The 25,266-nt window shown below is 68.1% G+C and carries 20 protein-coding genes; 12 read left to right on the top strand and 8 right to left on the bottom strand.

The window, feature by feature from the left end:
* The first annotated feature begins 4 nt into the window (after positions 1 to 4).
* The 8 genes from TSO5_RS21120 to TSO5_RS21085 all read left to right on the top strand — a co-directional run bounded on the left by TSO5_RS21120 (position 5) and on the right by TSO5_RS21085 (position 8,973).
* Positions 5 to 1,420: a GAF domain-containing protein gene (locus tag TSO5_RS21120; RefSeq protein ID WP_109153406.1), complete on the top strand. Its 1,416-nt coding sequence runs from the start codon at positions 5 to 7 to the stop codon at positions 1,418 to 1,420.
* Complete coding sequence (locus TSO5_RS21115; protein ID WP_109153405.1) at positions 1,417 to 2,544, top strand: hypothetical protein; 1,128 nt, start codon at positions 1,417 to 1,419, stop codon at positions 2,542 to 2,544. The genes TSO5_RS21120 and TSO5_RS21115 overlap by 4 nt, the downstream gene beginning before the upstream one ends.
* Positions 2,541 to 4,109, top strand: coding sequence for a GT4 family glycosyltransferase PelF (gene pelF / locus TSO5_RS21110; protein WP_109153404.1), 1,569 nt, complete (start codon positions 2,541 to 2,543; stop codon positions 4,107 to 4,109). The genes TSO5_RS21115 and pelF overlap by 4 nt, the downstream gene beginning before the upstream one ends.
* Before the next feature lies 1 nt (position 4,110).
* Positions 4,111 to 5,490, top strand: a complete 1,380-nt coding sequence (gene pelG, locus TSO5_RS21105) for an exopolysaccharide Pel transporter PelG (protein WP_109153403.1) — start codon at positions 4,111 to 4,113, stop codon at positions 5,488 to 5,490.
* Positions 5,487 to 5,948: a hypothetical protein gene (locus tag TSO5_RS21100; RefSeq protein WP_109153402.1), complete on the top strand. Its 462-nt coding sequence runs from the start codon at positions 5,487 to 5,489 to the stop codon at positions 5,946 to 5,948. Before pelG ends, TSO5_RS21100 begins: the two co-directional genes overlap by 4 nt.
* Positions 5,949 to 6,092: 144 nt before the next feature.
* Positions 6,093 to 6,353 carry a type II toxin-antitoxin system VapB family antitoxin gene (locus tag TSO5_RS21095; RefSeq protein ID WP_158282467.1) on the top strand — a complete coding sequence of 87 codons (261 nt, stop codon included), beginning with the start codon at positions 6,093 to 6,095 and terminating at the stop codon, positions 6,351 to 6,353.
* A gap of 224 nt (positions 6,354 to 6,577) precedes the next feature.
* Positions 6,578 to 7,960 (top strand): YcjX family protein, encoded by a 1,383-nt coding sequence (locus TSO5_RS21090; RefSeq protein WP_109153400.1) that lies wholly within the window; start codon positions 6,578 to 6,580, stop codon positions 7,958 to 7,960.
* Positions 7,957 to 8,973: a TIGR01620 family protein gene (locus TSO5_RS21085; protein WP_109153399.1), complete on the top strand. Its 1,017-nt coding sequence runs from the start codon at positions 7,957 to 7,959 to the stop codon at positions 8,971 to 8,973. Before TSO5_RS21090 ends, TSO5_RS21085 begins: the two co-directional genes overlap by 4 nt.
* Positions 8,974 to 8,980: 7 nt before the next feature.
* Here the strand turns inward: TSO5_RS21085 and TSO5_RS21080 are convergent, their stop codons facing one another.
* From TSO5_RS21080 to TSO5_RS21055, 6 genes are all read right to left on the bottom strand, one after another.
* Positions 8,981 to 9,679, bottom strand: a complete 699-nt coding sequence (locus TSO5_RS21080; RefSeq protein WP_085086452.1) for a pirin family protein — start codon at positions 9,677 to 9,679, stop codon at positions 8,981 to 8,983.
* A gap of 120 nt (positions 9,680 to 9,799) precedes the next feature.
* Positions 9,800 to 11,248: an ATP-binding protein gene (locus tag TSO5_RS21075; protein ID WP_109153398.1), complete on the bottom strand. Its 1,449-nt coding sequence runs from the start codon at positions 11,246 to 11,248 to the stop codon at positions 9,800 to 9,802.
* Positions 11,249 to 11,341: 93 nt separating this feature from the next.
* On the bottom strand, positions 11,342 to 12,022 hold the full coding sequence (locus TSO5_RS21070; protein ID WP_109153397.1) for an RNA pseudouridine synthase: 681 nt from the start codon (positions 12,020 to 12,022) through the stop codon (positions 11,342 to 11,344).
* A 36-nt stretch (positions 12,023 to 12,058) separates the two neighbouring features.
* Positions 12,059 to 12,229 (bottom strand): type II toxin-antitoxin system CcdA family antitoxin, encoded by a 171-nt coding sequence (locus TSO5_RS21065; protein ID WP_109153437.1) that lies wholly within the window; start codon positions 12,227 to 12,229, stop codon positions 12,059 to 12,061.
* Between the two features lie 129 nt (positions 12,230 to 12,358).
* Positions 12,359 to 13,984, bottom strand: a complete 1,626-nt coding sequence (locus tag TSO5_RS21060; RefSeq protein ID WP_109153396.1) for a fumarate hydratase — start codon at positions 13,982 to 13,984, stop codon at positions 12,359 to 12,361.
* A 243-nt stretch (positions 13,985 to 14,227) separates the two neighbouring features.
* A complete protein-coding gene (locus TSO5_RS21055) occupies positions 14,228 to 18,334 on the bottom strand; it encodes a Pls/PosA family non-ribosomal peptide synthetase (RefSeq protein WP_109153395.1) in 4,107 nt (1,368 codons plus the stop codon).
* A 708-nt stretch (positions 18,335 to 19,042) separates the two neighbouring features.
* Between TSO5_RS21055 and TSO5_RS21050 the strand changes: the two genes are divergently transcribed.
* Entirely contained in the window at positions 19,043 to 19,822 is a 780-nt protein-coding gene (locus TSO5_RS21050) for an SDR family oxidoreductase (protein ID WP_247870858.1), read from the top strand.
* Positions 19,823 to 19,850: 28 nt separating this feature from the next.
* Entirely contained in the window at positions 19,851 to 21,131 is a 1,281-nt protein-coding gene (locus TSO5_RS21045; RefSeq protein WP_109153394.1) for an MFS transporter, read from the top strand.
* Positions 21,132 to 21,135: 4 nt separating this feature from the next.
* Here TSO5_RS21045 and TSO5_RS21040 read toward each other — a convergent pair whose 3' ends face one another.
* The gene (locus tag TSO5_RS21040) at positions 21,136 to 21,618 is read right to left on the bottom strand and encodes an Lrp/AsnC family transcriptional regulator (protein ID WP_109153393.1); all 483 of its coding nucleotides are present in this window, start codon (positions 21,616 to 21,618) and stop codon (positions 21,136 to 21,138) included.
* 133 nt (positions 21,619 to 21,751) lie between these two features.
* Here TSO5_RS21040 and TSO5_RS21035 point away from each other — a divergent pair, with 133 nt between their 5' ends.
* Positions 21,752 to 24,163: a transketolase gene (locus TSO5_RS21035; protein WP_109153392.1), complete on the top strand. Its 2,412-nt coding sequence runs from the start codon at positions 21,752 to 21,754 to the stop codon at positions 24,161 to 24,163.
* A gap of 7 nt (positions 24,164 to 24,170) precedes the next feature.
* On the opposite strand, the gene TSO5_RS21030 is transcribed toward TSO5_RS21035, so the two are convergent.
* Positions 24,171 to 24,920, bottom strand: a complete 750-nt coding sequence (locus TSO5_RS21030) for a GntR family transcriptional regulator (RefSeq protein WP_109153391.1) — start codon at positions 24,918 to 24,920, stop codon at positions 24,171 to 24,173.
* A 68-nt stretch (positions 24,921 to 24,988) separates the two neighbouring features.
* On the opposite strand from TSO5_RS21030, the gene TSO5_RS33140 reads away from it, so the two are divergent.
* A partial coding sequence (locus TSO5_RS33140) for a hypothetical protein (RefSeq protein WP_211099787.1) occupies positions 24,989 to 25,266 on the top strand: 278 nt, incomplete at its 3' end.

Raw genomic sequence — 25,266 nt, 5'->3', positions numbered from 1 at the left:
AGGCATGAGCGCAGAGTCCAGCCCCTCTCCGGCACCTCCCCGCCGCTGGTTCGGCCTGCGGCCGGTCGCGCTGCTGGAACTGCTGCTGTTCTTCGCCGTGGCCCTGGGGCTGGATGTCTGGTTCGGCACCGGGCTGCGCTTCGACGGGGTGCAGCCGCATCCCTTCTGGATCCCGGTCCTGCTGCTGGCGATCCAGTACGGCACCAGCGAGGGCGTGCTGGCGGCGCTGGTGGCGTCGGTGGCGCTGCGGCTCGGCAACATGCCGGATGCCGGCATCGACCAGGACCTCTACGACCATCTCTTCACCCTGACGCGCGAACCGATCCTGTGGCTGGTCGCCGCCGTGCTGTTCGGCGAGCTGCGCATGCGCCAGTTGCGCGAGCGCGACGAACTGCGCGCCGGCCTTGCCGCCGCCCGCCAGGAGGCGGAGGCCATCGCCCGGTCCTACCGCGCGCTGAAATCAGTGAAGGAGAGCCTGGAGACCCGCGTCGCCGGCCAGCTGCGCACCGTCTTCACCCTCTATCAGGCCGCCAAATCCATCGACCATCTGGACGAGGGGGAGGTGATGCTGGGCGTCGCCGACCTTGTCCGCACCGTCATGAAGCCGGAGAAGTTCTCGCTGTTCCTGCTGAACAACGACGTGCTGGAATCGGTGACGAACGAGGGCTGGGACGACGACAACGACAGCTATGCCCGCTGGTTCGACAGCGGCACCCCGCTGTTCCAGACTGTGATCGCCCGCCAGCGCCAGCTCTGCGTCAACCGGGTCGAGGACGAACGCATCCTGGCCGGCGAAGGTGTGCTGGCCGGACCGCTGGTCAGCAGCGACACCGGCGAGGTGGTCGGCATGGTGAAGGTCGAAAGCCTGGGCTTCACCGACCTCAGCGTCAACACGGTCGAGAATTTCCGCATCCTGTGCGAATGGATCGGCACCGCGCTGGCCAAGGCGCGCCAGTTCCGCACCGCCAACGAACAGCGCGTCTTCACCGACGACGCGCTCTATTCCTCCAGCTACATCGGCCGGCAGGCGGAATTCCTGGCCCTGCTCGGACGCCGCATGGGGTTCGAGACGACGGCCATCACCATCCGCCCCACCGGCCTGTCCCGCCTGTCGGTCGCCCAGCGCGCCGACCTTGCCGCCGCCATCGGCACGGCGGTGCGCGGCAGCCTGCGCGACACCGACCTCGCCTGCGACTTCGGCCAGCAGGGCGCGTCCTTCGGCGTGATCCTGGCCGGCACGCCGCTGGAGGGCGCGAAGCTGGTGGAGGCGAAGCTGGAACGGGCGGTGCGGCGGGAGTTGCCCGACGGGCTGTCCAACATCCCCATCGGCTTCGTCACCCGCCGGGTCGAGCCGCCGGAATCGGAGCCGTCCAAGCCGGAGCCGGCCGCCGGCAAAGCCGTGGCGGAGGGAACGGGATGACCGACCCCGCCTCCGAATTTCCCGATTCCGCCGGCACGCTGGCGGGCGACCGCCCGGTCGCCGGTACGGGCGAACTGGTTGCTGCGACGCTCGGCGCCGGTCTGCTCGATTCGGCTCCATTGGCGTTCGGCCTGTCCGGCATCCCCTTCGCCGCACCGTCGGCCGCGGCGCTGCATCTGCTGCTCTGCGGACTGGTCGGGCTGTGGGTGCGCAGCCGGGCGCGGCGGGGCCGCGACCTGCGGCTGGCCGGGCTGCTGCTGGTCACCCTGGTGCCGCTGGGTCCGCTGGGCGCCGCCTGCACGCTGGTGACCGCGGCGCTGCTGGCGCTGTTCAGCCGCTACGCCACCGGCTTTCAGGACTGGTATCTTTCCCTCTTCCCCGAAAGCGAGACCGGCCCGGCGCAGGAGCTGTATGAGCTGATCGTCTCAGGTCGCGAGAACGCCCATCTGGTCGCCGGAGAATCCTTCACCGACATGATGTGGATGGGCACGCCGCAGCAGAAGCAGGCGGTGATCGCCCTGGTCGCCCGCCATTTCCGCCCCGCCTTCACGCCCGCGCTGAAGGCCGGCCTCGCCGATGCCGACCCGTCCGTCCGTGTCCAGGCCGCCACCGCGACCGCGCGGGTGGAGCATGAGTTCAACGAGCGCTGGCTGTCGCTCGACCATGCCGCCCGCGCCCATCCGGACGCCGCCGGTGCCCTGGCCGCCCTGTCCCGCCACCTCGACGATTACGCCTTCTGCGGCCTGCTGGACTCCAACCGCGAGGCGGAGATCCGCGAGAAGGCGCTGGACGGCTACCGTCGCAGCCTGGAACTGGCGCCCGATGACGACGGCATCCGCCTCGATCTCGGCCGGCTGCTGCTGCGCTGCGGGCTGGCGGCGGAGGCGGCGGCGCGGCTGGAACCGCTGATCGACCGCACGTCCGACAGCCGCATCCTGTTCTGGTATGCCGAGAGCCTGTTCCGGCTCGGCCGCTTCGGCGACTTGCGCGCGCTTCCCATCCGCCGGCCCGACCTGCTGGGCGACGGGGCGACGCTGCCCGATGCGCTGCGCGACGTCTTCGCCCTGTGGCGCGACGACGAAACGGCCGCCCCGGAGACCGCAGCGAAGGAGCTGGCCGCATGAGCCGCTCCCCGTCCCAGCCGCTGCCGCCCGAAGCGCCCCGCGCCCCCAAGGCCGACGTCTGCCTGCTGATGGAGGGATCCTATCCCTATGTCGCCGGCGGCGTGTCGACCTGGACACACGACCTGATCCGCTCCCACTCCGACCTGACCTTCCATGTAGTGGCGCTGGTCGCCGACCGCGGCGCCCGCAAGCTCGCCTACGATTTGCCCCCCAACGTCACCGGCCTGACCCACGTCTATCTGCAGGACCCGCCCGCCGGATGGCGCTGGCAGCCCGGCACCGGGCGGCTGATGACGGCCCTGGAAAAGCCGCTCGCCCGCCTTCAGCATGGGGGAGGGCTGGCCGAGGTCGCCGAGGTTCTGCGGCTGCTGGCCCCGCGGCGCGGCCGGATCGGCAAGCGGGCGCTGCTGAATTCCGAGGACGCCTTCCAGATGGTGGTGCGCATGTGCAGGGCCGCCCTGCCGGACGCCTCCTTCCTTGAGTATTTCTGGGGCAGCCGCGCGCTGATGAGCGGGCTGTTCGCCACGCTGCTGGTGCCGATGCCGCAGGCCGCCGTCTACCATGCCATCTCCACCGGCTATGCCGGGCTGTTCGCCGCGCGGGCGCGGCTGGAGACCGGACGGCCGGCCCTGCTAACCGAACACGGCATCTACACCAACGAACGGCGCATCGAGATCCTGATGGCTGAATGGCTGTTCGAGGGGGCCGACACCTCGCTCGCGCTCGACCGCAAGAAACGCGACCTGCGCGATCTGTGGCTGGACACCTTCGCCAGCTACTCCAAGGCCTGTTACGACGCCTGCGACCGCATCATCACCTTGTACGGCGGAAACCAGGAGTTCCAGCGCCGCCAGGGCGCCGACCCGGCCAAGCTGATGATCGTGCCCAACGGCATCGACTATGCCGGCTATTCCCAGGTCCGGCGCGATCCCGCCCCGCGCCCGCCGACCATCGCCCTGATCGGCCGCGTCGTGCCGATCAAGGACGTGAAGACCTACATCCGCGCCGCCGGCATCCTGCGCGAGGACATCCCCGACCTGAAGGCGATGATCCTCGGCCCGCTGGAGGAGGACCCCGGCTATGTCGAGGAATGCCGGACCATCGTGAAGCATCTGGGTCTGGAGCAGACGGTGATCTTCGCCGGCCGGGTCAAGCTGACTGACTGGCTGGGCAGGATCGACGCCATCGCGCTGACCAGCGTCAGCGAGGCGCAGCCGCTGGTGATCCTGGAGGCCGGGGCGTCCGGCGTGCCGACGGTGGCGACCGATGTCGGGTCCTGTTCGGAATTGCTGATGGGCCGGCCGGACGAGGTGCCGCCGCTGGGGCCGGGCGGGGCGGTGACGCCGCTCGCCAGCCCGCTCGACACCGCGCGGGAGCTGCGCGCGCTTCTGCTCGACCGCCCGTGGCGGGAGCGCTGTGCGCAGGCCATCGCCCGGCGCGTCGCCCAGTCCTACGACAAGGTCGCCATCGACCGAGTCTATCGCGCCATCTATGACGAACACATCGCCATGCCGACCCGGCCGACCGTCGACGGCGCCGATTTCGACCTGAAGGGAGCGGCCTGACATGGCCGGCATCGGCTTCGCGCTCCGCCGGCTGGCCCGGCGCGACGATCTGCTGGGCGTGCTGCAGGGCTATGCCCATTCCGCCTTCATCACCTCCGGTCCCTGGATGTTCACCATCCTGGCGCTGGCCGGCATCACGCTGTTCGGCCGCGATCTGGTCGGGCCGGATCAGCTGACGCTGTTCCGCGTGGTGGTGATCTACAATTTCTGCTTCTCGGTGGTGTTCACCGGGCCGCTGGTGCTGGTCGCCACCCGCTATCTCGCCGACGCCATCTATGCCAAGGAGGTGGAGGCGGCGCCCGGCATGCTGCTGGCGACGCTTGGGCTGGCCTATGCCATCGCCGGCCTGACCGCCGGACCTTTCTACCCGCTGTTCAGCGGCCTGCCGCTGCCGATCATGCTGGGCGGGCTGGCGAATTTCTTCCTGGTCTGCGGTATCTGGGTGGTGTCGATCTTCCTGTCGGCGCTGAAGGACTATCTGGCGGTCACCGTCGCCTTTGGCGTCGGCATGACCACGGGCATGGCCGGAGCGGTTCTGCTTGGCGACCGCTTCGGCGCGGCGGGGATGATCTGGGGCTTTTCCGCCGGGCTGGCGGTGATCCAGTTCGGGCTGATCACGCGGGTGCTGGCCGAATATCCCTATCCGGTCGGCCGGTTGTTCGACTTCCTGTCCTATTTCCGCAAATACGCCGATCTGGCGCTGATCGGCTTCTTCGCCAACGCCGCCGTCTGGACCGACAAGTGGATCATGTGGTTCGCGCCGGAACGCGAGCTGGTCTCCGGCGCCATGGCGATCTACAGCGCCTATGACGGCGCCATGTTCATCGCCTATCTGACGACCCTGCCGGCGCTGACCCTGTTCACGGTGAACATCGAGACCCGCTTCTTCGAGCATTACCAGGCCTTCTACCGCGACATCCAGAAGCACGCGACCTTCGACCAGATCGCCCGCAACCACCGCGCCATCATCGCCGCCCTGCTCGACAGCAGCCGCAACCTCGTCATCCTGCAAGGGGCGGTCTGCGCCGTCTGCATCTTCCTGGCTCCGGCCATCGTCGGCGCCATCGGCCTGCAATACCAGCAGATCGGCATGTTCCGCTTCGGCGTGCTGGGCGCCTTCTTCCAGGTGATGTTCCTGTTCTGCACGGTGATCCTCGCCTATTTCGACCTGCGGGCGCGGAACCTGACGGTGCAGCTGGTCTATATGGCGGCCAATGCCGGCTTCACCCTGCTGTTCAGCCGGATGGGCTTCCCGTGGTATGGCTACGGCTATTTCCTCAGTTCTCTGCTGGCCTTCGCGGTGGCTTACCTGATGGTGGCGGACGCGGTGCGGCGGCTGCCCTATTTTGCCTTCGTCGCCAACAACCCGTCGGTGCGATGACCCGCCGCCTCATCCCTTCGCTTCTGATCCTCCTCCTGCTTCCGGCCGCCGCCGGCGCACAGGATGTTCTGCGCACCGACCGCACCGAGCCCGGCCATCTGCGCCCGCTCTTCCGCGCCTACGAACCGCCGCCGCCCGGCCACGAGCCGCGCCTGCGCCGTACCGAAAGCCGCGCGGTCTACAAGCTGCCCGACGGCCTGAAGGGGCTCGCCACGCTCGACCGCGCCCTGTCGCACCTGTGCCAGCGCGGCGCCTTCCTGCAGCAGATCGACGGCCTCTATTGGGCGGCGACGCCGGACTACCGCTATGGCGTCGCCTTTTCCGGCGGCGCCAACCTGATCGACCCCCAGAACCGCCGCCAGCCCGGCAAGGCCTATTTCTTCCGCAACCAGGACAGCCGCTGCAGCGTCTGGATCGGCGATCAGGCAAAGCTGATGCCGCACTACATCGGGGGATGACCGCTATTCGGGAGTTGGCATTTCTGCCGCATCCGGCGGCACGGCCTTGCCGCGTGGTTCGGTGGGGGCCACAATCGTCCCGTGGCGAGTACGCCATGGCTCATGTCCCGAAGTGCCGTGCTCGATCGAAAGCAGGAGACGCCGATGCCCATCCCGGTGAGTGCTGAAACGGAAGTCCTGGCCCGCCGGCTTGCTGCCATTCGGGGGCAGAGTATCGACGAGGTCGTCCGCACCGCCGTGCGCGATGCCTTGGCCCGTGCCGAGCGACCGGCAACCGTCGGCCTCACTCCGGACCAGCAGGCCAAAGTGAACCGCATATTGGCGCGGGTGAAGGCGCTGCCGCCGCTGGACGACGACGGAAACCCGGATGCGGCCTTGTATGACGAACACGGCCTGCCGCGCTGAGCCATGGTTTTTCAGCCTACCGTTACCCGCTCCCCCGCATCCATGATACGAATGACCGCCGGTCCCCATCTGCGGAGGTCCCCGCCGATGCCGCCCCGATGGAACAGTGAACACACCCCCGAAAACTGTTTCACGCTGTTCCAAACGTCGCATCCGGCCCCCTCGCATCCTGCGGACTCAACCCCATATAGGGCCGGTCATCGGCCAGAGGTGAACGTCCGCCCGTGCGTATTCCCGACCTGAACAGCCTGTACGACGCCGGCAGCCGGCTTCTTCTGGAATCGACGGTGCGCGTGGGCGTCACCGGACTGCGGCGGGCGGGCAAGACGGTGTTCGTCACCGCCCTGGTCGACAACCTGCTGAAGGCCGGGCGGCTGCCCTTCCTCGACGTCATGTCGTCGGGCCGCTTCCAGGCGGCGCGGCTGCGGCCCCAGCCCGATCCCGACGTGCCGCGCTTCGATTTCGAAGGCCATCTCGCCGCCCTGACCGGCCCCGATCCCCATTGGCCGGAGCCGACGCGCGGCATCGGCCAGATGCGCGTCTCCCTGCGCTACCGCCCGGAGTCGGCGCTGAAGCGCACGGTGCAGCCGGTGGCGACGCTGAATCTCGATCTGGTCGATTACCCCGGCGAATGGCTGCTCGACCTGCCGCTGCTGCGCCAGAGCTTCGCGGAATGGAGCTCCCAGACACTGGAGCTTGCCGCCCGCCCGCCGCGTGACGAGCTGTCGGCCTCGTGGCGCGGCTGGCTCGCCACCATCGACCCGGCCGCTTCGGCGGAGGAGGAGACGGCGCGGCGCGGGGCGGCGCTCTACACCGACTATCTCCATGCCTGCCGCCGCGCCGACACGCTGCTCAGCCTGATCCAGCCCGGCCGCTTCGTCGAACCGGGCGACATGAAGGACGCGCCGCTGCTGACCTTCTGCCCGCTGCATGGGAATCAGCGGGGCAGGGGAAGCCTGTGGGCGCTGATGGAGGAGCGGTACGAGGCCTACAAGACCAACGTCGTCCGCCGCTTCTTCGCCGAGCATTTCTCCCGGCTCGACCGCCAGATCGTGCTGATCGACGTGCTGGGCGCGTTGAACGCCGGCCCGGCCGGGATGGCCGACATGAAGCGGGCGCTGGAGCTGAGCCTGGAGCCGTTCCGCCATGGCTCGTCCGGCTGGCTCGACTGGCTGTTCGGCAGCAAGATCGACCGCGTGCTGTTCGCCGCGACCAAGGCTGACCATATCGCCGCCCACCAGCATGCCCAGCTGCGCGCGCTGCTCGACCGGCTGGTCGGCGACGCCCGCAATGCCATCCGTTTCGAAGGCGCCCAGGTCGAGACCATGGCTATTGCCGCGCTGAAATGCACCGAAAGCGTGGTGACCGAGCATGAGGGCCGGCAACTGCGCTGCGTGCGCGGCATCCCCGTCGGCCGCGACCGCCCGACCGTGCTGTTCCCCGGCGAGATTCCGGAGGATGCCGAGGCGTTTCCGCCGGGCCGTGACCGTCCGTACAATTTCCTGCCCTTCCGCCCGCCCGACGACCTCGGCCGCGACCCGCGCGGTCTGCCCCACATCCGCGTCGATCAGGCCCTGCAATTCCTGCTAGGGGATTACCTGACGTGACGGAGCGCGAGACCCGCAAGGCTTCACCGGGCTGGGTTCCGCCGATGGAGCTGGACCTCGACCGCGCCGCGCCGGTGCCGGCGGAGGAGGAGACCGCCCTGCTGACCGGCTCTGGCGACCCGGCCGATCTGCTGCCGGCCCCCGCCACGCCGGTGCGGACCACACGGAAACTCGGGCGCTGGCTGTTCGGGGCGCTGGCGGCGCTGGTTCTGGTCGCGCTGGGCTTCGACACCGCCGACCTGCTTGCCCGTGCCTTCGCCACCAGCATCGCGCTTGGCGTTCTGGTCGCCCTGCTGGCCGCCACCGCCGGTATCGCGGCAGTCGCGATGCTGGTGACCGAACTGCTGTCCTTGCGCCGGCTGCGCCGGATCGAGGAGTTGCGGGCGGAGGCCGGCCGGCTGGAGATCGACGCCCCCGGCGGCCGGGCCGACCGCTTCGCCGGGTCGCTGGTGGCGCTCTACGCCGACCAGCGCGAACTGGCCCCGGCGCTGGCCCGCGTGCGCGACCATGTCACCGATGCCCATGACGAGCATGAGGTGGTGCGGCTGCTCGACCGCGAGGTGCTGAGCCCGCTCGACCGCGCTGCCTATCAGCGGGTTCTGCGCGCCTCGCGCGACACCGCCATCGCCACGGCGCTGAGTCCGGCGGCGCTGCTGGATTTCGCGGTGGTGCTGTGGCGCAACCTGAAGCTGGTGAGGGAGATCGCCTCCCTTTACGGCGCCCGGCCCGGCTATGTCGGCTCGCTCCGGCTCCTGCGCCGGATGCTCGCCAACATCGCCGTCGCCGGGGTGACGGAAAGCGCCCACCATGTGGCGGTGGAGGCGCTGGGCGGGTCGCTCGCCGCCGCCATTTCCACCCGGATGGGGCAGGGGGTCATCAACGGCCTGCTGACCGCGCGGGTCGGGCTGACCGCCATGCACCTGTGCCGCCCCATCGCCTTCGGCCCCGACAACCGCCCCAGCCTGAACCGCATTAGGAAGGAGCTGTTGTCGTTGCCCAAGCAGGTGCTGTGACGTGACCCTAGGCGAGGTCGAAGACCAGCACTTCCGCCTCGTCCGCCCGGTCAAGCGTCACCGCCTCCTCGTCCGTCAGCGCGGCACCGTCGCCGGCTTTCAGCAGCGTGCCGTTTAGGTGGACCCGGCCGCGGGCGACCTGGACCCAGGCATGGCGGCCGGGACGCAGCGGCAGCGTGGCGCTTTCCTCGCCGTCCAGAAGCGCGGCGTACAGGTCGACATCCTGGTGGATGGTGACGCTGCCATCGCGCCCGTCACGCGACCCGACCAGCTTCAGCGTGCCGCGCTTCTGCTCGGCCGGGAAATCCGCCTGCTGGTAGCCGGGCGCCAGGCTGTTGGCTTCCGGCAGGATCCAGATCTGGAGGAAATGCACCGGCTCGGTGTCCGACGCATTGTACTCGCTGTGACGGATGCCGCGGCCGGCGCTCATCACCTGGACCTCGCCCGGACGGATCACCGACCCGGTGCCGATGGAGTCCTTGTGCTCCAGCGCGCCGTTCAGCACGTAGGAGACGATCTCCATGTTGGCGTGCCCATGGGTGGGGAAGCCGGCGCCGGGGATCACCCGGTCCTCGTTGATGACGCGCAGGGCGCGGAAGCCCATATGGCCGGGGTCGAAGTAATGGCCGAACGAGAAGCTGTGGTTGCTGTTCAGCCAACCCATGTTGGCGACCCCACGCTCGTCGCGATGGCGAATGGTGATCATGATGGAACCCTCCGTGTCCGTTGGGGTGTGTGTCGTTGTCTGGAGGGGAATTTGGCACCCAACGCCCTGCGGAACAATCCGGTGCGTTAACACCAGATAGTTCCCATCAGAGCGACAATCTCACCCCGCCAGCGGCACCCCCACCGCGAACACGGTTCCGCGTCCTTCCGCCGAACGCACCGTCACCGGATGGCCCAGCAGCCTTGCCAGCCGCTCGACGATCGCAAGGCCCAGCCCGATGCCCTCGCTGCGGTCGCGGTCGGGGCGGTCGAGCTGCACGAACTCCTCGAAGATGCGCTGGCGGTCGGGTTCGGCGATGCCGCGGCCGGTGTCGTAGACCTCGATCCACAGCGTATCGCCGCGGGTGCGGCAGCCGACCAGCACGCCGCCGGTCTCGGTATAGCGGATGGCGTTGGCGATTAGGTTGCGGAGGATGCGCTCCAGCAGGGCCGGGTCGCTCCGCACCACGGCATCGGTCGGAACGGCGCGCAGCCGCAGCCCCTTCGCCTCCGCCTGCCCCGCGAATTCGGCCTCCAACTGGTCGAGCAGGGGGGAGAGCGGCAGGTCGGCGGGCTTCGGCGTGACCACCCCCGATTCCAGCTTGGAGATGTCGAGGATGGCATTCAGCAGATCGCGCATCGACCGTTGCGCCGCCTTCAGGTCGGTCAGCAGGGCCGCCGCCTTGCCGCTTTGTGGCTGGCGCTCCAGAATGCCGGTGAACATGCCGATGGCCTGAAGGGGCTGCTGCAGGTCGTGGCTGGCGTGGGCGAGGAAGCGGGACTTGGCGCGGTGGGCCTGTTCGGCGGCGGTCTTGGCGGCGTGAAGTTCGGCCGTCCGTTCGCGCACCTGCTGTTCCAGCGTGGCGTTGGCGCGCTCGATGGTCTCCGCCATGCGCAGGATCTCGGTGAACTGGCGGCGCACCTGCCGGGTCATCGGCCGGAAGATCGCCAGCGCCTCCACCGCCAGGATCAGCAGGGTGATCAGCAGTGCCGCCAATCCCAGCCGATGCAGGGTGTGGAAGCCCGCCTCTCCCTCCTCCTGATAGAGCGCCACCACCTCTTCCAGACGGTCCAGCAGCGGGCCGAGCGCCTGGGCGGTGATGCGGTCCGCTTCCGCCGGGTCCGGCGGCTGACCGGCGGATGCGGCGGCGATGACACGGCGCAGGGCGGCGATATGCTCGGTCACCACCGGGTCCAGCGGGTCGGATCCGCCGTAGAACAAATCCTGCGGCGTTGGTCCCAGCGGCGGCCCTTCCTCCGGCCCGGCACGGCCGCTCAGCCACCGGTGGGCAGCTTCGAACATGTCCGTGGCACCATCCAGCCGCCGGGCGAGGTCTACGCGCGTTGCGGGATCGGTTGCGGTTTTCAACTGCTCCACCAGCAGGGCCGTCCGCTGCGACAGCATGCGCTGCCGACCTGAAACGTTGACAACCTCCAGCATGCGTTCGTGCTGGCCGATGACCCGCTCGGTCATGACGAAGCCGGCCAGCGTGCCCAACGCGATCAGCGTCAGCGCCAGGGCATAGCGCAAGGTCATCCAGCGGGCGGTCGTCCTGCCGATCGGTATCATGCGCTCGTCCCTCCGGCCGTGATCGCCCCATCGCCGACAGCGATCATGGGGCAGTCTGCGGCGTTGCAGCAAGGACGGAGGGTAGCGGTGAAGCTATGAAGCCTCGGTAAAGCCGCAAGCGGCCAGCGCCGCCTGCATGTGCGGCGGGACCGGCGCCACCGCGCCGACCGGATCGCGCTTCGGGTAGAGCGGCAGCGAGATGGCGCGGGAATGCAGGTGCAGCGGCTTACCCTCCGGCCCGCCATATTGCGGATCGCCGACCAGCGGGCAGCCGATGGAGGCGCAATGGACGCGGATCTGGTGGGTGCGGCCGGTGTGCGGCGTCAGTTCCAGCCACGTCAGCCCGTCGGCCTGCCCACGCACGACATAGTCGGTCACCGCCGCCTGCCCGTCGGGCGAGCCGACGATGCGCCAGCCGCCGGTCTTGTTGGAGACCTTGGCGAGCGGCAGATCGATCCGCCCGGACTCCTGCGGCGGAGTGCCGGCGACCACGGCCCAATAGGTTTTGTCGACCTTGCCGTTCTGGAACAGGATGCCGATCTTGCGCAGCGCCTTGGCATGGCGGCCGAGGATCAGGCAGCCCGACGTGTCGCGGTCCAGCCGGTGGGCCAGTGACGGTGGTTTGGGAAAGCCGAAGCGCAGCGCGTCGAAATGCCGCTCCAGGTTCGGTCCGCCGGCGGGACCGGCATGGACCGGCAGCCCGGCGGGCTTGTCGAGGATCAGCATCAGCCCGTCACGGTACAGGATGCGGTCTTGGATTTGGGCGGGTGTCACGGGCTACTCATCCACAGGCACAGGAAATCAAGAGGTCTAGAGGATGTCGTTGATATATTCATCCGCAAAGGAGCCGTACTTCTCGTCAAACTCGTTCAAGGCTTTGATCGCTGCATCCAGTTGACGTTCACGCTCCGCCGCAGCAATCCGATCAGCCAACGGCTTTTCATGAAGCTTCGGCACGCGCCGGTCGTAGACGCCGTCCATTGCAAAGCTCTCCCCGATCCCGATGCACTGAAGATAGGCGCCCTCGGTGCCGTCCCGCAAGCGGGCAGGAAAAAGGGCGCGGGGCCTCTCGCAAGGCACCGCGCCCCTTTCACATCCGGTTCGCCCGGATCAGGCGAGCTTCAACTCCTTGAAGAAGTCGTTGCCCTTGTCGTCGACGATGATGAAGGCGGGGAAGTCCTCCACCTCGATGCGCCAGATGGCTTCCATGCCGAGTTCGGGATACTCGACGCATTCCACCTTCTTGATGCAGTCCTGGGCCAGACGGGCGGCGGCGCCGCCGATCGAGCCGAGATAGAAGCCGCCATGCTGCTTGCAGGCCGCGGTCACTTCGGGGCTGCGGTTGCCCTTGGCCAGCATGACCATGGAGCCGCCCGCCGCCTGGAACTGGTCGACGAAGCTGTCCATGCGGCCCGCCGTCGTCGGCCCGAAGGAGCCCGAGGCGTAGCCTTCCGGCGTCTTGGCCGGGCCGGCATAATAGATCGGGTGGTTCTTGAAATAATCCGGCAGCGGCTCGCCGGCGTCCAGGCGGGCGCGCAGCTTGGCGTGGGCCAGATCGCGGGCGACGATCAGCGGGCCGGTCAGCGACAGGCGGGTGCGGATCGGGTACTGCGACAGCGTGGCGCGGATCTGCTCCATCGGCTGGTTCAGGTCGATCTTCACGACCTCGTCCGACAGGTGCTCGCCGCCGATCTCCGGCAGATACTGGGCCGGATCGGTTTCCAGCTGCTCCAGGAAGATGCCGTCCTTGGTGATCTTGCCCACCGCCTGACGGTCGGCCGAGCAGGACACGCCAATGCCGATCGGCATGGAGGCGCCGTGGCGCGGCAGGCGGATGACGCGGACGTCATGGCAGAAATACTTGCCGCCGAACTGGGCGCCGATGCCCATGTTCTGGGTCAGCTTGTGGACCTCGGCCTCCATCGCCAGATCGCGGAAGGCATGCGCGTCTTCGCCGCCCTCGGTCGGCAGGTTGTCGAGGTAGCGGGCCGAGGCCAGCTTCACCGTCTTCAGGTTCTGCTCCGCCGACAGGCCGCCGATGACGATGGCGAGGTGGTAGGGCGGGCAGGCCGAGGTGCCGAGATAGCGGATCTTGTCTTCCAGGAACTTCAGCAGCCGGTCGGGCGCCAGCACCGACGGCGTGGCCTGATGCAGGAAGGTCTTGTTGGCCGACCCGCCGCCCTTGGCCATGAACAGGAACTTGTAATAGTCCTCGCCCTCGGAATAGATGTCGACCTGGGCCGGCAGGTTGTTCCTGGTGTTCTTCTCCTCATACATGGAGATCGGCGCCAGCTGGCTGTAGCGCAGGTTGCGCTTCAGGTAGGCGTCGCGGGCCCCTTCCGACAGGGCGGTCTCGTCGCCGCCCTTGGTCCAGACGCGGCGGCCCTTCTTGCCCATGATGATGGCGGTGCCGGTGTCCTGGCACATCGGCAGGGTGCCGGCGGCGGCGATGTTGGCGTTCTTCAGCAGGTCGAGCGCCACGAAGCGGTCGTTGGCCGACGCCTCCGGATCGTCCAGGATCTTGGCGAGCTGGGCCAGATGGCCCGGACGCAGCAGATGGTTGATGTCGGAGAAGGCAGCCTCGGCCAGCAGGCGCAGACCTTCCGGCTCGACCTTCAGGATCTGCTCGCCGTCGAATTCGACGACCGAGACATGGTCCGAGGTCAGCTTACGGTAGGGCGTGTCGTCCTTGGCGAGCGGAAACAGACCGCGGGCTGAGGCGATGTCGTCGGGCATTGGGGCGTTCCTTCATCACGATCCAACGGCGTCCGCTCGCCTCCGCGGTACGCGCCCGGCCGGGCGCGCGAAGGGGGCAGGCCGCGCTCGGCCCCCCTTATACACCGCTGCGGGGCTGAGACAACCATCGGAGAGAGTAACTGCGCGCGACGGTTTGTCGTTGGCCGAAGATGGGCAAAAGAAAAGGCCGGCACACCGCAATGGTATGACCAGCCTCGTCTTTTCGCCGCTGATGCCGGCTGCTTACGCCGCGGCCTTCACCTGTCCGTCGACCGTCGCATGGACATGAACCGCCGGCTCGGCCGGGGCGCCGACCCAGTCGCCGTGGGCTGGGATTTCCTCGCCCTTCATCACCAGGGTCAGCGGGCCGAGGCGGGCGAAGTCGCCGACATGGGTGTCGTAAAGCACCGTGGCGCCGGCCCCGATGGTGACGCCGGTCCCGACCGAAACCCGGCCAACCTTCATCACGCGATCCTCGTACAGGTGGGTCTGCAGGGCCGACAGCGCGTTGATGGCGCAGTAGTCGCCGACGGACACGCAGTCGAACTCGGTGATGTCGGTGGTGTCCATGTAGACGCCCTTGCCGAACTTCGTGCCGAAGATGCGCAGAACCCAGGGCAGCATCGGCGTGCCGCGCAGGTGGTCGAGCAGCACCTTGCCGGCCAGACCCCAGTACAGCACGGCCACCGCCTCCGTCCGCATGGCCCACCAGGACCACATCGGCTTCATGGTGGGGGCGTAGCGGCCCATCAGCGCCCATTTCACCAGCGCCACGATCAGCACCATCGCCATCGGAATGGCGACGCTGACCGCCAGGAACTGCCAGGCGAAGGCGCCCCAGCGCTGGTCAAGAATGGCCTTGGCGAAGAACTCCACCGCGAAGGTGCCGAAGGTGATGAACAGCATCGACGGCATCGACAGGCTGAAGGCCTCGAACACGGCGCGACCGAGACGGCGGGTGCGCGACGGCTCAAACGTCCAGTTGGCCGACACGTTGTCGAACTTCTGGCGCACCGGCAGCTTGATCGGCGGGCTGCCGAACCACGTGTCGCCGGCCTGCATCTCGGCATTCGCCGGCGGCTTGGACTTGATGCCGATCAGCGTGCCGGTGGGGATGCAGGCTCCCGGCGGGACCACGGCGTCGTTGCCCACGAACACGCGGGCCTCGGTCTTCACCGGCTGCAGATGCATCCAGCCGCGGCGGATATCCTCGTCGCCCAGCACCACCTCGTCGGCGATGAAGCACTTTTCGCCGATCTCCACCAGATCGTAGCGGCCGGCGAGGTTGGTCGAGATCTCCGCGTCGCGGCCGATCTTGGCGCCCATCAGGCGGTACCAGGCCCGCATGTAGACGGTGGCGTAGAGCGAGCTGAGGGTTTCCAGCATCACCTCGGTCGCCAGCGCCACGACCCATTTGCGGACATAGAACCAGCTATGGACCGAGTAGGAACCGGCTTCCACCTTCGGCAGCACGATCCAGCGCATGGCGGCGATCAGCAGGACGGTGAAGGCCACCAGGAACATGGCGGTCGGCCAGGCGATGGCGGGGACATAGTAGAGGTAGTTGACCTTGAACACCCCGCCCATCCAGGCGTCGAGCTTGTCGAACAGGTAGAAGGCCGGGAAGATCGGGATCAGCGCCACCGGCGGCAGGCCGACCAGGGCAACCAGATAGATCAGCCCCTGGGTGGCGCGCTTGATGATGCCGGCGCGGGGTTCCTGGGGCAGGGCGGCGCTGTCGACGGTGCCGACCTTGCGGGCGGGCGAACCGTCCCAGGATTCATAGGCGCCGGTGCGGGTGCCGGCGGCCAGCGCGGTCAGGTCGGCCAGCTCGGTGCCCTTGCCGATCACGGCATCATGGCCGATGACGCAGGACGTGCCGATATAGGCGTCCTCGCCGATCTCGATGGTGCCGATCACCAGCTCGTTGCCGATCACCTCGGCATTGGCCAGCTTCACCTTGCCGCCGGTGGAGGCGCCGCGGCCGATGCTGACCAGATCGATGGCGCCGGATTCGAACTCGCCGATCATCGCGTCGGCGCCGACCTTTGCGCCGAGGGCGCGCAGGAACAGCCGCATCAACGGCGATCCCTGGAACCACTTCAGGTGGACCAGCGCGACGAAGCGCTGGGCCAGCCACCAGCGGTAATAATAGACGCCCCACAGCGGATAGCGGCCCGGCTTGGTCCGGCCGATGATCAGCCACTTCGCCGCGATGGCGATGGCGACGGTGGCGATGTTGATGACGACATAGACGCCGAACAGCGTGGTGATCTCGCCCAGCAGCCCGGCATCCTCGCCGGACAGCAGCATGTAGCTGACGAACACGCCCAGCCACTGCACCGTCATCAGCGCCAGGATGACCGGCAGCGCCACGGCCTGGGCCAGACCGCACAGCAGGCGGCGGCCGAGCGGCGGCGGATCGAAGGACAAGTCGGCCGGTGCCGCGCCATGTCCCGCCGGCGCCTTGGCATCCAGCCGTTCGGCCATGGCGCGCAGGGTGCGGGCACCATAGACGTCCTGCAGGGTCAGGCTGGCCAGCCCGGCGGTTTCGCGCACCGCCGAGACGAAGCGCGCGGCCAGCAGCGAATGGCCGCCCAGATCGAGGAAGAAGTCGGCCTCCAGAGGGATCGACTGACCGGGGAAGACGCGGCGGGCGGCCTCCAGCAATACGGCCTCGGTCGGGCTCCGCGGCTCCTCCTGCTCACCCGAGCCCGCATCCTCGGTCAGCGCCATGGCTTGCAGGGTCTTGCGGTCGGCCTTGCCGGAGGTCAGGCGCGGCAGTTCCGCCACCTGTTCATAATGCGCGGGCACCATGTAGGCCGGCAACTGCGCCCGCAGAGCGTCGCGGAGTACGATCCTGTCGAGGGCCGCACCCGGCTGTGCGACGAGGAAGGCGACCAGACGGTCCAGCCCATTGTCATTGCGCAGCACGACCGTCGCCTGGGCGATGCCGGGCAGGTCGGTCAGTTTGGCCTCGATCTCGCCCAGTTCCAGCCGGAAGCCGCGGATCTTCACCTGATCGTCGATGCGGCCATGGAAACGCAGGTTGCCGTCGGCATCGACGCTGACCGCGTCGCCGGACCGGTAGAGCAACGGGTCGTGGGCGCCGGTGCGGTACGGGTTGACGATGAACTTCTCCGCCGTCAGCTCCGGCCGGCCGAGATAGCCCTGGGCCACGCCCGGACCGCCGATCAGCAGCTCGCCCTGGATGCCTGCGGCGACCGGCTGCAGCGCCTCGTCCACCACATAGCAGGTGTAGTTGGGGATCGGGCGGCCGATGGTGACGGGGGTGTCGGGCAGCACCTCGGCCACGGTGGCGACGACGGTCGCCTCGGTCGGGCCATAGCTGTTGAACAGGCGCCGGCCCGGCCGGCACCAGCGCGAGGCGACCGCGGGCGGGCAGGCCTCGCCGCCCAGGATGACGATGCGCAGCGACGGCACGTCCTTCGGCAGCATCGCCAGCAGGGTGGGGACGGTGTCCAGAACGGTGACGCCGGCCTCGTTCAGCACGTCGGCCAGCCGGTCCACCTCGTCCAGCACCTGCCGGCTGGCGACCCACAGGGTGGCGCCGGCCAGATAGGGGACGAAGATCTCTTCCAGCGACAGGTCGAAGGCCACCGACGCGCCCTGGAAGGCCACGTCGTCGGCGGTGATGCCGTAGACGCTGTTGGCGGCGCGCAGATAGTGGCAGATGTTGCGGTGGCTGATGACGATGCCCTTGGGCTTGCCGGTCGAGCCCGAGGTGTAGATGGAGTAAGCCGGGCTGTCCGGCGTCACCCCGTCGGCGCGCAGGTCGAACGCCCGCTCGTCATCGCTCAGCACGTCGCCGATGCGCAGGACCTGGACGTCCGCCCCGGCCTCGGCCAGCGTCGCCGCCTTCGTCCCTGTCACCAGATCGATCAGGATCGCCGGGGCGGCGCAGTCGGTCAGGCTGACCGCCACGCGCTCGGCGGGAGCGTCGGCGTCGAAGGGCAGATAGGCCGCGCCTGCCTTCAGGATGCCCAGCAGCGCGACATGCAGGTCGAGCGACCGTGCCATCCACAGCCCGACGAAGCAGCCGGGGCCGATCCCGCGCGCCCGCAGGCCGCGGGCGACCCGGTTGGCGCGCGCGTCCAACTCGGCATAGGTGACGCGCCGGCCTTCATAGACGATGGCCGTGCGGTCCGGGTGCGCCGCGGCGGTCGCCTGCGGAATGTCGGACAGCAACTCGTCGCGGAGAAGGGAGGGATCGATCGGGCCGCTCAAGGTCGGCACCAGAGGAGTGGCGTTCCACGGAGCGGAGATCGTCGATTGACCGGCCGGGGAAACATCGGTCGGGCCGTTGGCCCGCGCAGTCAGCAGAGTCACGCTGTGTCAGCCTTCCAAAAGGAATCAGCGCGGTGGCGCCAAACGGATCCGTTCTTCATACGGTCCCGGCGGTCGGCTGAATGCGGCGATGGGCCGCTCGCTAGTTGTGGTGCTTTATGGTTAACGAAAGCTTGCCATCCGGCTCGGAGGCACCTGTGCCGATGGGAGATGCCAAGTCTTGGGCTGCCCAAGCGCTGCGAAAGCAACATTCGCCCGACCGAAAGAAAGAGAAAGACCCGACGGCACCCGATACATGCGGATACATGAAGCGGCATGTTCGCGCCTTCATGATCCGTTGTGCGGCGGCGGTCAAGCTTATCCTCAAGGTGCCGGATCGAAGGGGAGGGCCGTGTGTCGGGCCCACCACATGGCTCCGGATCCGTGACTTTCGCCATGGCGGGCGCCGTGTGCCGTTCCGGTTGCCGGTGTTCGGTAGCGTTGCAACCAGGGCCAGAATAGACCTCCCGGATTGGTGGGGATTGCCGGACCGGTGCCTGCAATTCGCAGCCCCCGCCCGTCCCCGCGCAGATGTGGTGTCGCCCGTCGTCGCGCGCCATTCGGGCCACGCATGGCTGAGGTTCAGGGATTCACGGCTCAGTCGGTACTTTAATGATGGACATCATAAAAACTCATATTGATGATGACCGTCATTAATAGAGCCCGGCACCCGCCGGAGCGCAGAATCCGGATGACGGACAGGAGAGGGTCATGAGCAGTGCAATGAACACGACAGGGGCGGACATGAGCGGGCGGGTCGCCCTGGTCACCGGCGGCACGTCCGGCATCGGCCGTACGACGGCACTGGCCTTCGCCGGAGCGGGGGCGACGGTGATCGTTACCGGCCGGCGCGAGGCGGAGGGGTTGGAAACCGTGGACCTGATCGGCCGCGCTGGCGGCATCGGCCAGTTCGTGGCCGCCGATGTGGCCGATACAGCGGAGGTCGCCGCCCTGTTCGAGCGGATCGAGCGCGACCATGGCCACCTCGACGCCGCCTTCAACAATGCCGGCATCCATCAGGTGGCGCCGCTGACCGAGATGGAGGAATCAGCCTTCGACCGCGTGCTGACCGTCAACGTGAAGGGCGTCTGGCTCTGCCTGAAGCATGAATTGGCGATCATGCGCAACCAGGGCCGTGGCGCCGTCGTCAACACCGGGTCGGTGCTGGGGCAGATCGGCATGGCCGGGAATGCCGCCTATTCCGCCAGCAAGGCGGCGGTGGAGGGGCTGACACGCACCGCGGCCATCGAGGTCGCGGCCTTCGGCGTGCGCGTCAACGCCGTTTGCCCGGCGATCATCCAGACGCCGATGACCCAGGCGTCCTTCGGCGGTGCCGACCGGGTGGAGGCGGTGATGGGCCCCCGCCATCCCATCGGCCGCGTCGGTCGCCCGGAAGAGGTGGCGGCAGCCGTGCTCTGGCTCTGCTCCGACGCCGCCGGCTTCGTCACCGGCCAGTCGATCAACATCGATGGCGGCGTGACCGCGCAATAACCAGGCTGGTTACCGGAGTTACGAGCCGATGCTGTCCACACCCCTTGCCGCCATCTTGGCCCTTCGTGACATCCATTATGGATGGGTCGTCGTCGCCGTCACCTTCCTGTCCATGCTGGTGTCCGCCGGGGCGGTGGGGGCTCCCGGCGTCCTTTTGCTGCCGCTCCAGCGGGAATTCGGCTGGGACACCGCCGACATCTCCTTGGCCATGGCGATCCGCCTGCTGCTGTTCGGGCTGATGGGGCCGTTCGCCGCCGCGATGATCAACCGCTTCGGCGTCCGCCGCATGGTGCTGTCCTCCCTGACGCTGGTCGGCTGCGGGCTGCTCGCCTCGCTGGCGATGCGGGAAGTCTGGCAACTGATCCTGCTGTGGGGCGTCGTCGTCGGCTTCGGCACCGGCCTGACCGCCATGGTGCTGGGCGCCACCATCGCCACCCGCTGGTTCGTCGCCCGCCGCGGGTTGGTGATCGGTCTGCTGACTGCCAGCTCCGCCACCGGGCAGCTGGTCTTCATGCCGATGCTGTCGATGCTGACCGAGGCCTATGGCTGGCGCAGCGCCATTGCCCTGCTGTGCGGCCTGATCGCGGTGGCCGCCCTGGCGATGCTGGCCCTGATGCGCGACCGTCCGGCCGACCTCGGCCTATCCGCCTTCGGCGAGGTCGGGGGCGCGCCGCCAGCCGCCCCGGCCGGCGCCATCCTGCCGGCGGCGCTGGGGGCGCTGCGCGAGGCCGCGGTGACGCGGACCTTCTGGGTGCTGTTCGCCACCTTCTTCATCTGCGGCGCCAGCACCAACGGCCTGATCCAGACCCACCTGATTCCGCTCTGCGTCGATTTCAGCGTGCCGGAGGTCCAGGCGGCCGGTCTGCTGGCGGTGATGGGGATCTTCGACTTCATCGGCACGGTCGGATCCGGCTGGCTGTCCGACCGCTACGACAACCGCTGGCTTCTGGTCTGGTATTATGGTCTGCGCGGGTTGTCGCTGCTCTATCTGCCCTATTCGGACTTCACCCTCTACGGCCTGTCGCTCTTCGCCGTCTTCTACGGTCTGGACTGGATCGCCACCGTTCCGCCGACCGTGCGCCTGACGGCGGAGCGCTTCGGCCGGGAGCGAGCCAACCTCGTTTTCGGCTGGGTTTTCGCCGGTCACCAGCTGGGCGCCGCCGTCGCGGCCTTTGGCGCCGGTCTGTCGCGCACGGCTCTTCAAAGCTATCTGCCGGCCTTTGCCACCGCCGGCGCTCTTTGCCTGCTCGCGGCTTTGCTGGTGCCGATGATCGGCAGCCGCGCCAAGCCGGCAACGGCCAAAGCATGATGCCCTACTCCCCCAGATGCTCCAGCGGCAGGGCGGTGCGGTAGCGCACCTGCTTCAAGGCGAAGCTGGAGCGGATGTTGGCGACGCCGGGAATGCGGGTCAGATGTTCCTTCAGGAACCGCTCGTAGCTGGCAAGGTCCGGCACCACCACCCGCAGCAGGTAATCGGCGTCGCCGGTCATCAGATAGCATTCCAGCACCTCCGGCCGCGCCATCACCGCCGCCTCGAACCCGTCGAGCCGCGCCTCCACCTGCCGCTCCAGGCTGACATTGACGAAGATGTTGACCGGCAGGTCGACGGAGGCCGGGTCGACCAGCGCGACGTAGCGGGCGATCACCCCGGCCTCCTCCAGCGCCTTGACCCGGCGCAGGCAAGGGGAGGGCGACAGCCCGACCCGTTCGGCCAACTCGTTGTTGGGGAGCCGGCCGTCCTGCTGAAGGGCGGATAGGATCTTGCGGTCGATGCGGTCGAGGGGCTGTTTTGGCATGGAATGCCGTTTCCACTGTTATGCTGGCATCCAATGCTAAAGCGCAACCGCGGCCGGCGCCACTTCGCAAGCATCTGCCGGGTCACAAATGATAGGCTGCTCCAATCATAAACCTGCGTTCGGGAGCATCCCCATGACCGCGATCCAGCCGTCCTCCGCCGATCTCGCCTGCCTGGCCGAGCTGGAGCGCAAGGTACTCTGGCTCGCGTCCTGGACCATCCACAACGCCAACCATGTCCGCCCCAACCTGGACGGGCTGAAGATCGGCGGCCATCAGGCCTCCAGCGCCTCGATGTCCACCATCCTGACGGCGCTGTACTTCTCGGCCCTGCGGCCGGAGGACCGGGTGGCGGTGAAGCCCCATGCCAGCCCGATCTTCCACGCCATCCAGTATCTGCTGGGCAACCAGACGCGGGAGAAGCTGGAGAATTTCCGCGGCTACAAGGGTGCCCAGTCCTACCCGTCCCGCACCAAGGACGTGGACGATGTCGATTTCTCCACCGGTTCGGTCGGGCTGGGGGTGGCGCAGACCCTCTTCGCCTCTCTGGTCCAGGATTACCTGAAGGCCAAGGGCTGGGCCGCCGACCTGCCGGAAGGCCGCATGGTCTCGCTGGTCGGCGATGCCGAGATGGACGAGGGCAACATCTTCGAAGCCCTGCAGGAGGGCTGGAAGCATGGTGTGCGCAACACGTGGTGGATCGTCGACTACAACCGCCAGAGCCTGGACGCGGTGATCCGCGAAGGGCTGTGGGAGCGGCTGGAGAACATCTTCCGCGCCTTTGGCTGGGACGTGGTGATCCTGAAATACGGCACCCTGATGCAGGAGGCCTTCAAGGAGCCGGGCGGCGAACGCCTGCGCCAGTGGATCGACACCTGCCCCAACCAGCTCTATTCGGCCCTGACCTATCAGGGGGGAGCCGCGTGGCGCCGCCGCCTGATGGAAGAACTGGGCGACCAGGGCGACGTCACCCGCCTGATCGAGCGCCGCAGCGACGAGGAACTGGCCCGGCTGATGGGCAATCTCGGCGGCCATGACCTGCCCTCGCTGCTGGAGGCCTTCGCCCGGGCGAGGACCCACGACCGGCCGGTCTGCTTCATCGCCTACACCGTCAAGGGTTTCGGCCTGCCGCTGGCCGGCCACAAGGACAACCACTCCGGCTTGCTGACACGCGAGCAGATGGACGGCTTCCGCGCCGACAACAAGGTCCGCCCCGGCCATGAGTGGGACCGTTTCGAAGGCCTTTCCCTGCCGGAAGCCGCCCTGGAGGAGTTCCTGCGCCGCGTTCCCTTCGCGCAGAAGGGCCGCCGCCGTTTCGAGGCGCCGGCGGTGACCGTGCCCGCCGCGCTGGCGGTGCCGACGCAGAAGAGCCTGTCGACCCAAGCCGCCTTCGGCCTGATCCTGAACGAGATCGGACGGGAGCGCTCGCCGCTGGCCGAACGCATCGTCACCACCGCGCCCGACGTCACCGTCTCGACCAACCTCGGTGCCTGGGTGAACCGCCGTGGCCTGTTCGCCAAGCGCGAGATGGCCGACCTGTTCAAGAAGGAGCGCATCCCCTCCACCTACAGCTGGGAATTCTCGCCGAAGGGCCAGCATCTGGAACTGGGCATCGCCGAGTCCAACCTGTTCATCCTGCTGTCGGCGCTCGGCCTGTCGCACAGCCTGTTCGGGGAACGTCTGCTGCCGATCGGCACCGTCTACGATCCCTTCATCATGCGCGGCGCAGACCAACTCAACTATGCCTGCTATCAGGATGCCCGCTTCATGCTGGTGGCGACGCCGTCCGGCATCACGCTGGCGCCGGAGGGCGGGGCGCACCAGTCCATCGCCACGCCTCTGGTCGGCATGGCCCAGGATGGTCTTGCCTATTTCGAACCTGCCTTTGCCGACGAACTGGCGGTGGTGATGCGCTGGGCCTTCGATTACATGCAGCGGGACGGGGAGGGCAGCCCCAGCGAGCGCAACTGGCTGCGCGACGAGACCGGCGGTTCGGTCTATCTGCGCCTGTCCTCCCGCGCGCTGGAGCAGCCGACCCGGACGATGGACGAGGATCTCGCCCATGACATCGTCGACGGCGCTTATTGGCTGCGCCGGCCGGGACCGAACGCCCAGGTGGTGATCGCCTACACCGGCGCTGTGGCACCCGAGGCCATCGCCGCCGTCGGTATGCTGGGGGAGGACCGGCGCGACGTCGGGCTGCTGGCGGTGACGTCCGCCGACCGGCTGAATGCCGGCTGGAGCGCCGCCCAGCGGGCGCGCGAACGTGGCCTCACCCATGCCCGCGGCCATATCGAGAGACTGTTGGAGGGGGTGCCGCCCCATTGCGCCCTGGTCACGGTGGTGGACGGCCATCCGACGACGCTGGGCTGGCTCGGGTCCGTCGCCGGCCACCGCACGCGGGCGCTGGGGGTGGAGCATTTCGGCCAGACCGGCACCATCGCCGACCTCTACCGCCATTACGGCATCGACGCCCATGGCATCGTCGCGGCGGCCGAGGCGGCATCCCCCGGCCGGCCAGTCCGTCATCTGCGGGCGATCGGATGAACCTTTGTCACCGGGGGCGCTCAGCCCGCTTTTCGAGCGCCTCGCGGTGGCGGTCGCGGGTGTAGGCGACCAGATCGCCGAGCGCCGCCGTCGCGGCCTCGGCATTTCGCCCTTCCAGCGCGAGCAGAAGGCGGGCGTGAAAGCCGACGATGGCCTCACGCTCCCGCACCCGATAGATGATCATGTTGCTGACCGGCTGCAGTGCCTCGACCACCGCATGCATCAGGTAGGACAGCAGGGCATTGCCGGCGGTCTCCACCAGGGCGCGGTGGAACCGAACATCCGACGCGCAGAACTCCTCGTCCGACAAGGCGGCGTCGCGCTGCCGTGCCAACTCTTTCCGCATCGCCTCCAGGGGCGCGGCCAGAGCAGAATCGTCCTGCGTCGCCGCCAACCGACAGCAGACACCCTCCAGTTCCAGCCGTGCCGTTGCCATATCGTCCAGGCCGATATCGCCAACCGCGACCATCAGCGTGGTAGCGTTCGCCAGGGACCGCGCCGCATCTTCCGGTGCCGGACTGGCGACGAAATTGCCGCCGGTCGGCCCGCGGCGGGATCGGATCAGATGCTGGGCGGCCAGACGCTTCAAGGCCTCGCGCACCGTTGGGCGGGACACCTTGAAACGCTGGGCCAGTTCCTCTTCGGTCGGCAGCCGCTCATCCACCTTCAATCGGCCGTCCATGATGGCGGCGCGCAGGCTGTCGGCGATCTGCTTTGCCGCGCTGACGGTGATGACGCTTTCAAACTCGACGGGCATGGCCGCTCGCTGTGGGATTCGAACAATCCTATGGTCAAAAGGTCATGCCTTTCAACGATTGAGGCGGAATGATGCTCGGCGGACCGCGGTCAAAAAATCGACATGAAGGGCGAAAAAAGCTCTTGCGCGGTTCGGGAGGGCTCGCCTATAAAGCGCCTCCCGACGCGAACGACGCCGGCGCTGCCGAACCGGCAGCGACCGACACGCGACGGGAAGCCCGACAAACCGGTGCTTATCACCTGAACCCAAGCGGTTCGGTGGAGCTTGCGGTTTCTGCATCGGGCGGGTTCTTTGACAAGTTTATACCGTGTTGTGAGAAGGGATGCGCAGGCGGCGGCAGTTGGTA

Source organism: Azospirillum sp. TSO5 (assembly GCF_003116065.1).
Taxonomy (GTDB): domain Bacteria; phylum Pseudomonadota; class Alphaproteobacteria; order Azospirillales; family Azospirillaceae; genus Azospirillum.
This window is presented reverse-complemented; position numbering and strand designations above follow the sequence as displayed.

Coding starts and splice junctions, on each gene's coding strand:
- TSO5_RS21120 (WP_109153406.1), top strand. CDS start 5: ATGAGCGCAGAGTCCAGCCCCTCTCCGGCACCTCCCCGCCGCTGGTTC.
- TSO5_RS21115 (WP_109153405.1), top strand. CDS start 1,417: ATGACCGACCCCGCCTCCGAATTTCCCGATTCCGCCGGCACGCTGGCG.
- pelF (WP_109153404.1), top strand. CDS start 2,541: ATGAGCCGCTCCCCGTCCCAGCCGCTGCCGCCCGAAGCGCCCCGCGCC.
- pelG (WP_109153403.1), top strand. CDS start 4,111: ATGGCCGGCATCGGCTTCGCGCTCCGCCGGCTGGCCCGGCGCGACGAT.
- TSO5_RS21100 (WP_109153402.1), top strand. CDS start 5,487: ATGACCCGCCGCCTCATCCCTTCGCTTCTGATCCTCCTCCTGCTTCCG.
- TSO5_RS21095 (WP_158282467.1), top strand. CDS start 6,093: ATGCCCATCCCGGTGAGTGCTGAAACGGAAGTCCTGGCCCGCCGGCTT.
- TSO5_RS21080 (WP_085086452.1), bottom strand. CDS start 9,679: ATGATCACCATTCGCCATCGCGACGAGCGTGGGGTCGCCAACATGGGT.
- TSO5_RS21075 (WP_109153398.1), bottom strand. CDS start 11,248: ATGATACCGATCGGCAGGACGACCGCCCGCTGGATGACCTTGCGCTAT.
- TSO5_RS21065 (WP_109153437.1), bottom strand. CDS start 12,229: ATGGACGGCGTCTACGACCGGCGCGTGCCGAAGCTTCATGAAAAGCCG.
- TSO5_RS21060 (WP_109153396.1), bottom strand. CDS start 13,984: ATGCCCGACGACATCGCCTCAGCCCGCGGTCTGTTTCCGCTCGCCAAG.
- TSO5_RS21050 (WP_247870858.1), top strand. CDS start 19,043: ATGAGCAGTGCAATGAACACGACAGGGGCGGACATGAGCGGGCGGGTC.
- TSO5_RS21045 (WP_109153394.1), top strand. CDS start 19,851: ATGCTGTCCACACCCCTTGCCGCCATCTTGGCCCTTCGTGACATCCAT.
- TSO5_RS21040 (WP_109153393.1), bottom strand. CDS start 21,618: ATGCCAAAACAGCCCCTCGACCGCATCGACCGCAAGATCCTATCCGCC.
- TSO5_RS21035 (WP_109153392.1), top strand. CDS start 21,752: ATGACCGCGATCCAGCCGTCCTCCGCCGATCTCGCCTGCCTGGCCGAG.
- TSO5_RS21030 (WP_109153391.1), bottom strand. CDS start 24,920: ATGCCCGTCGAGTTTGAAAGCGTCATCACCGTCAGCGCGGCAAAGCAG.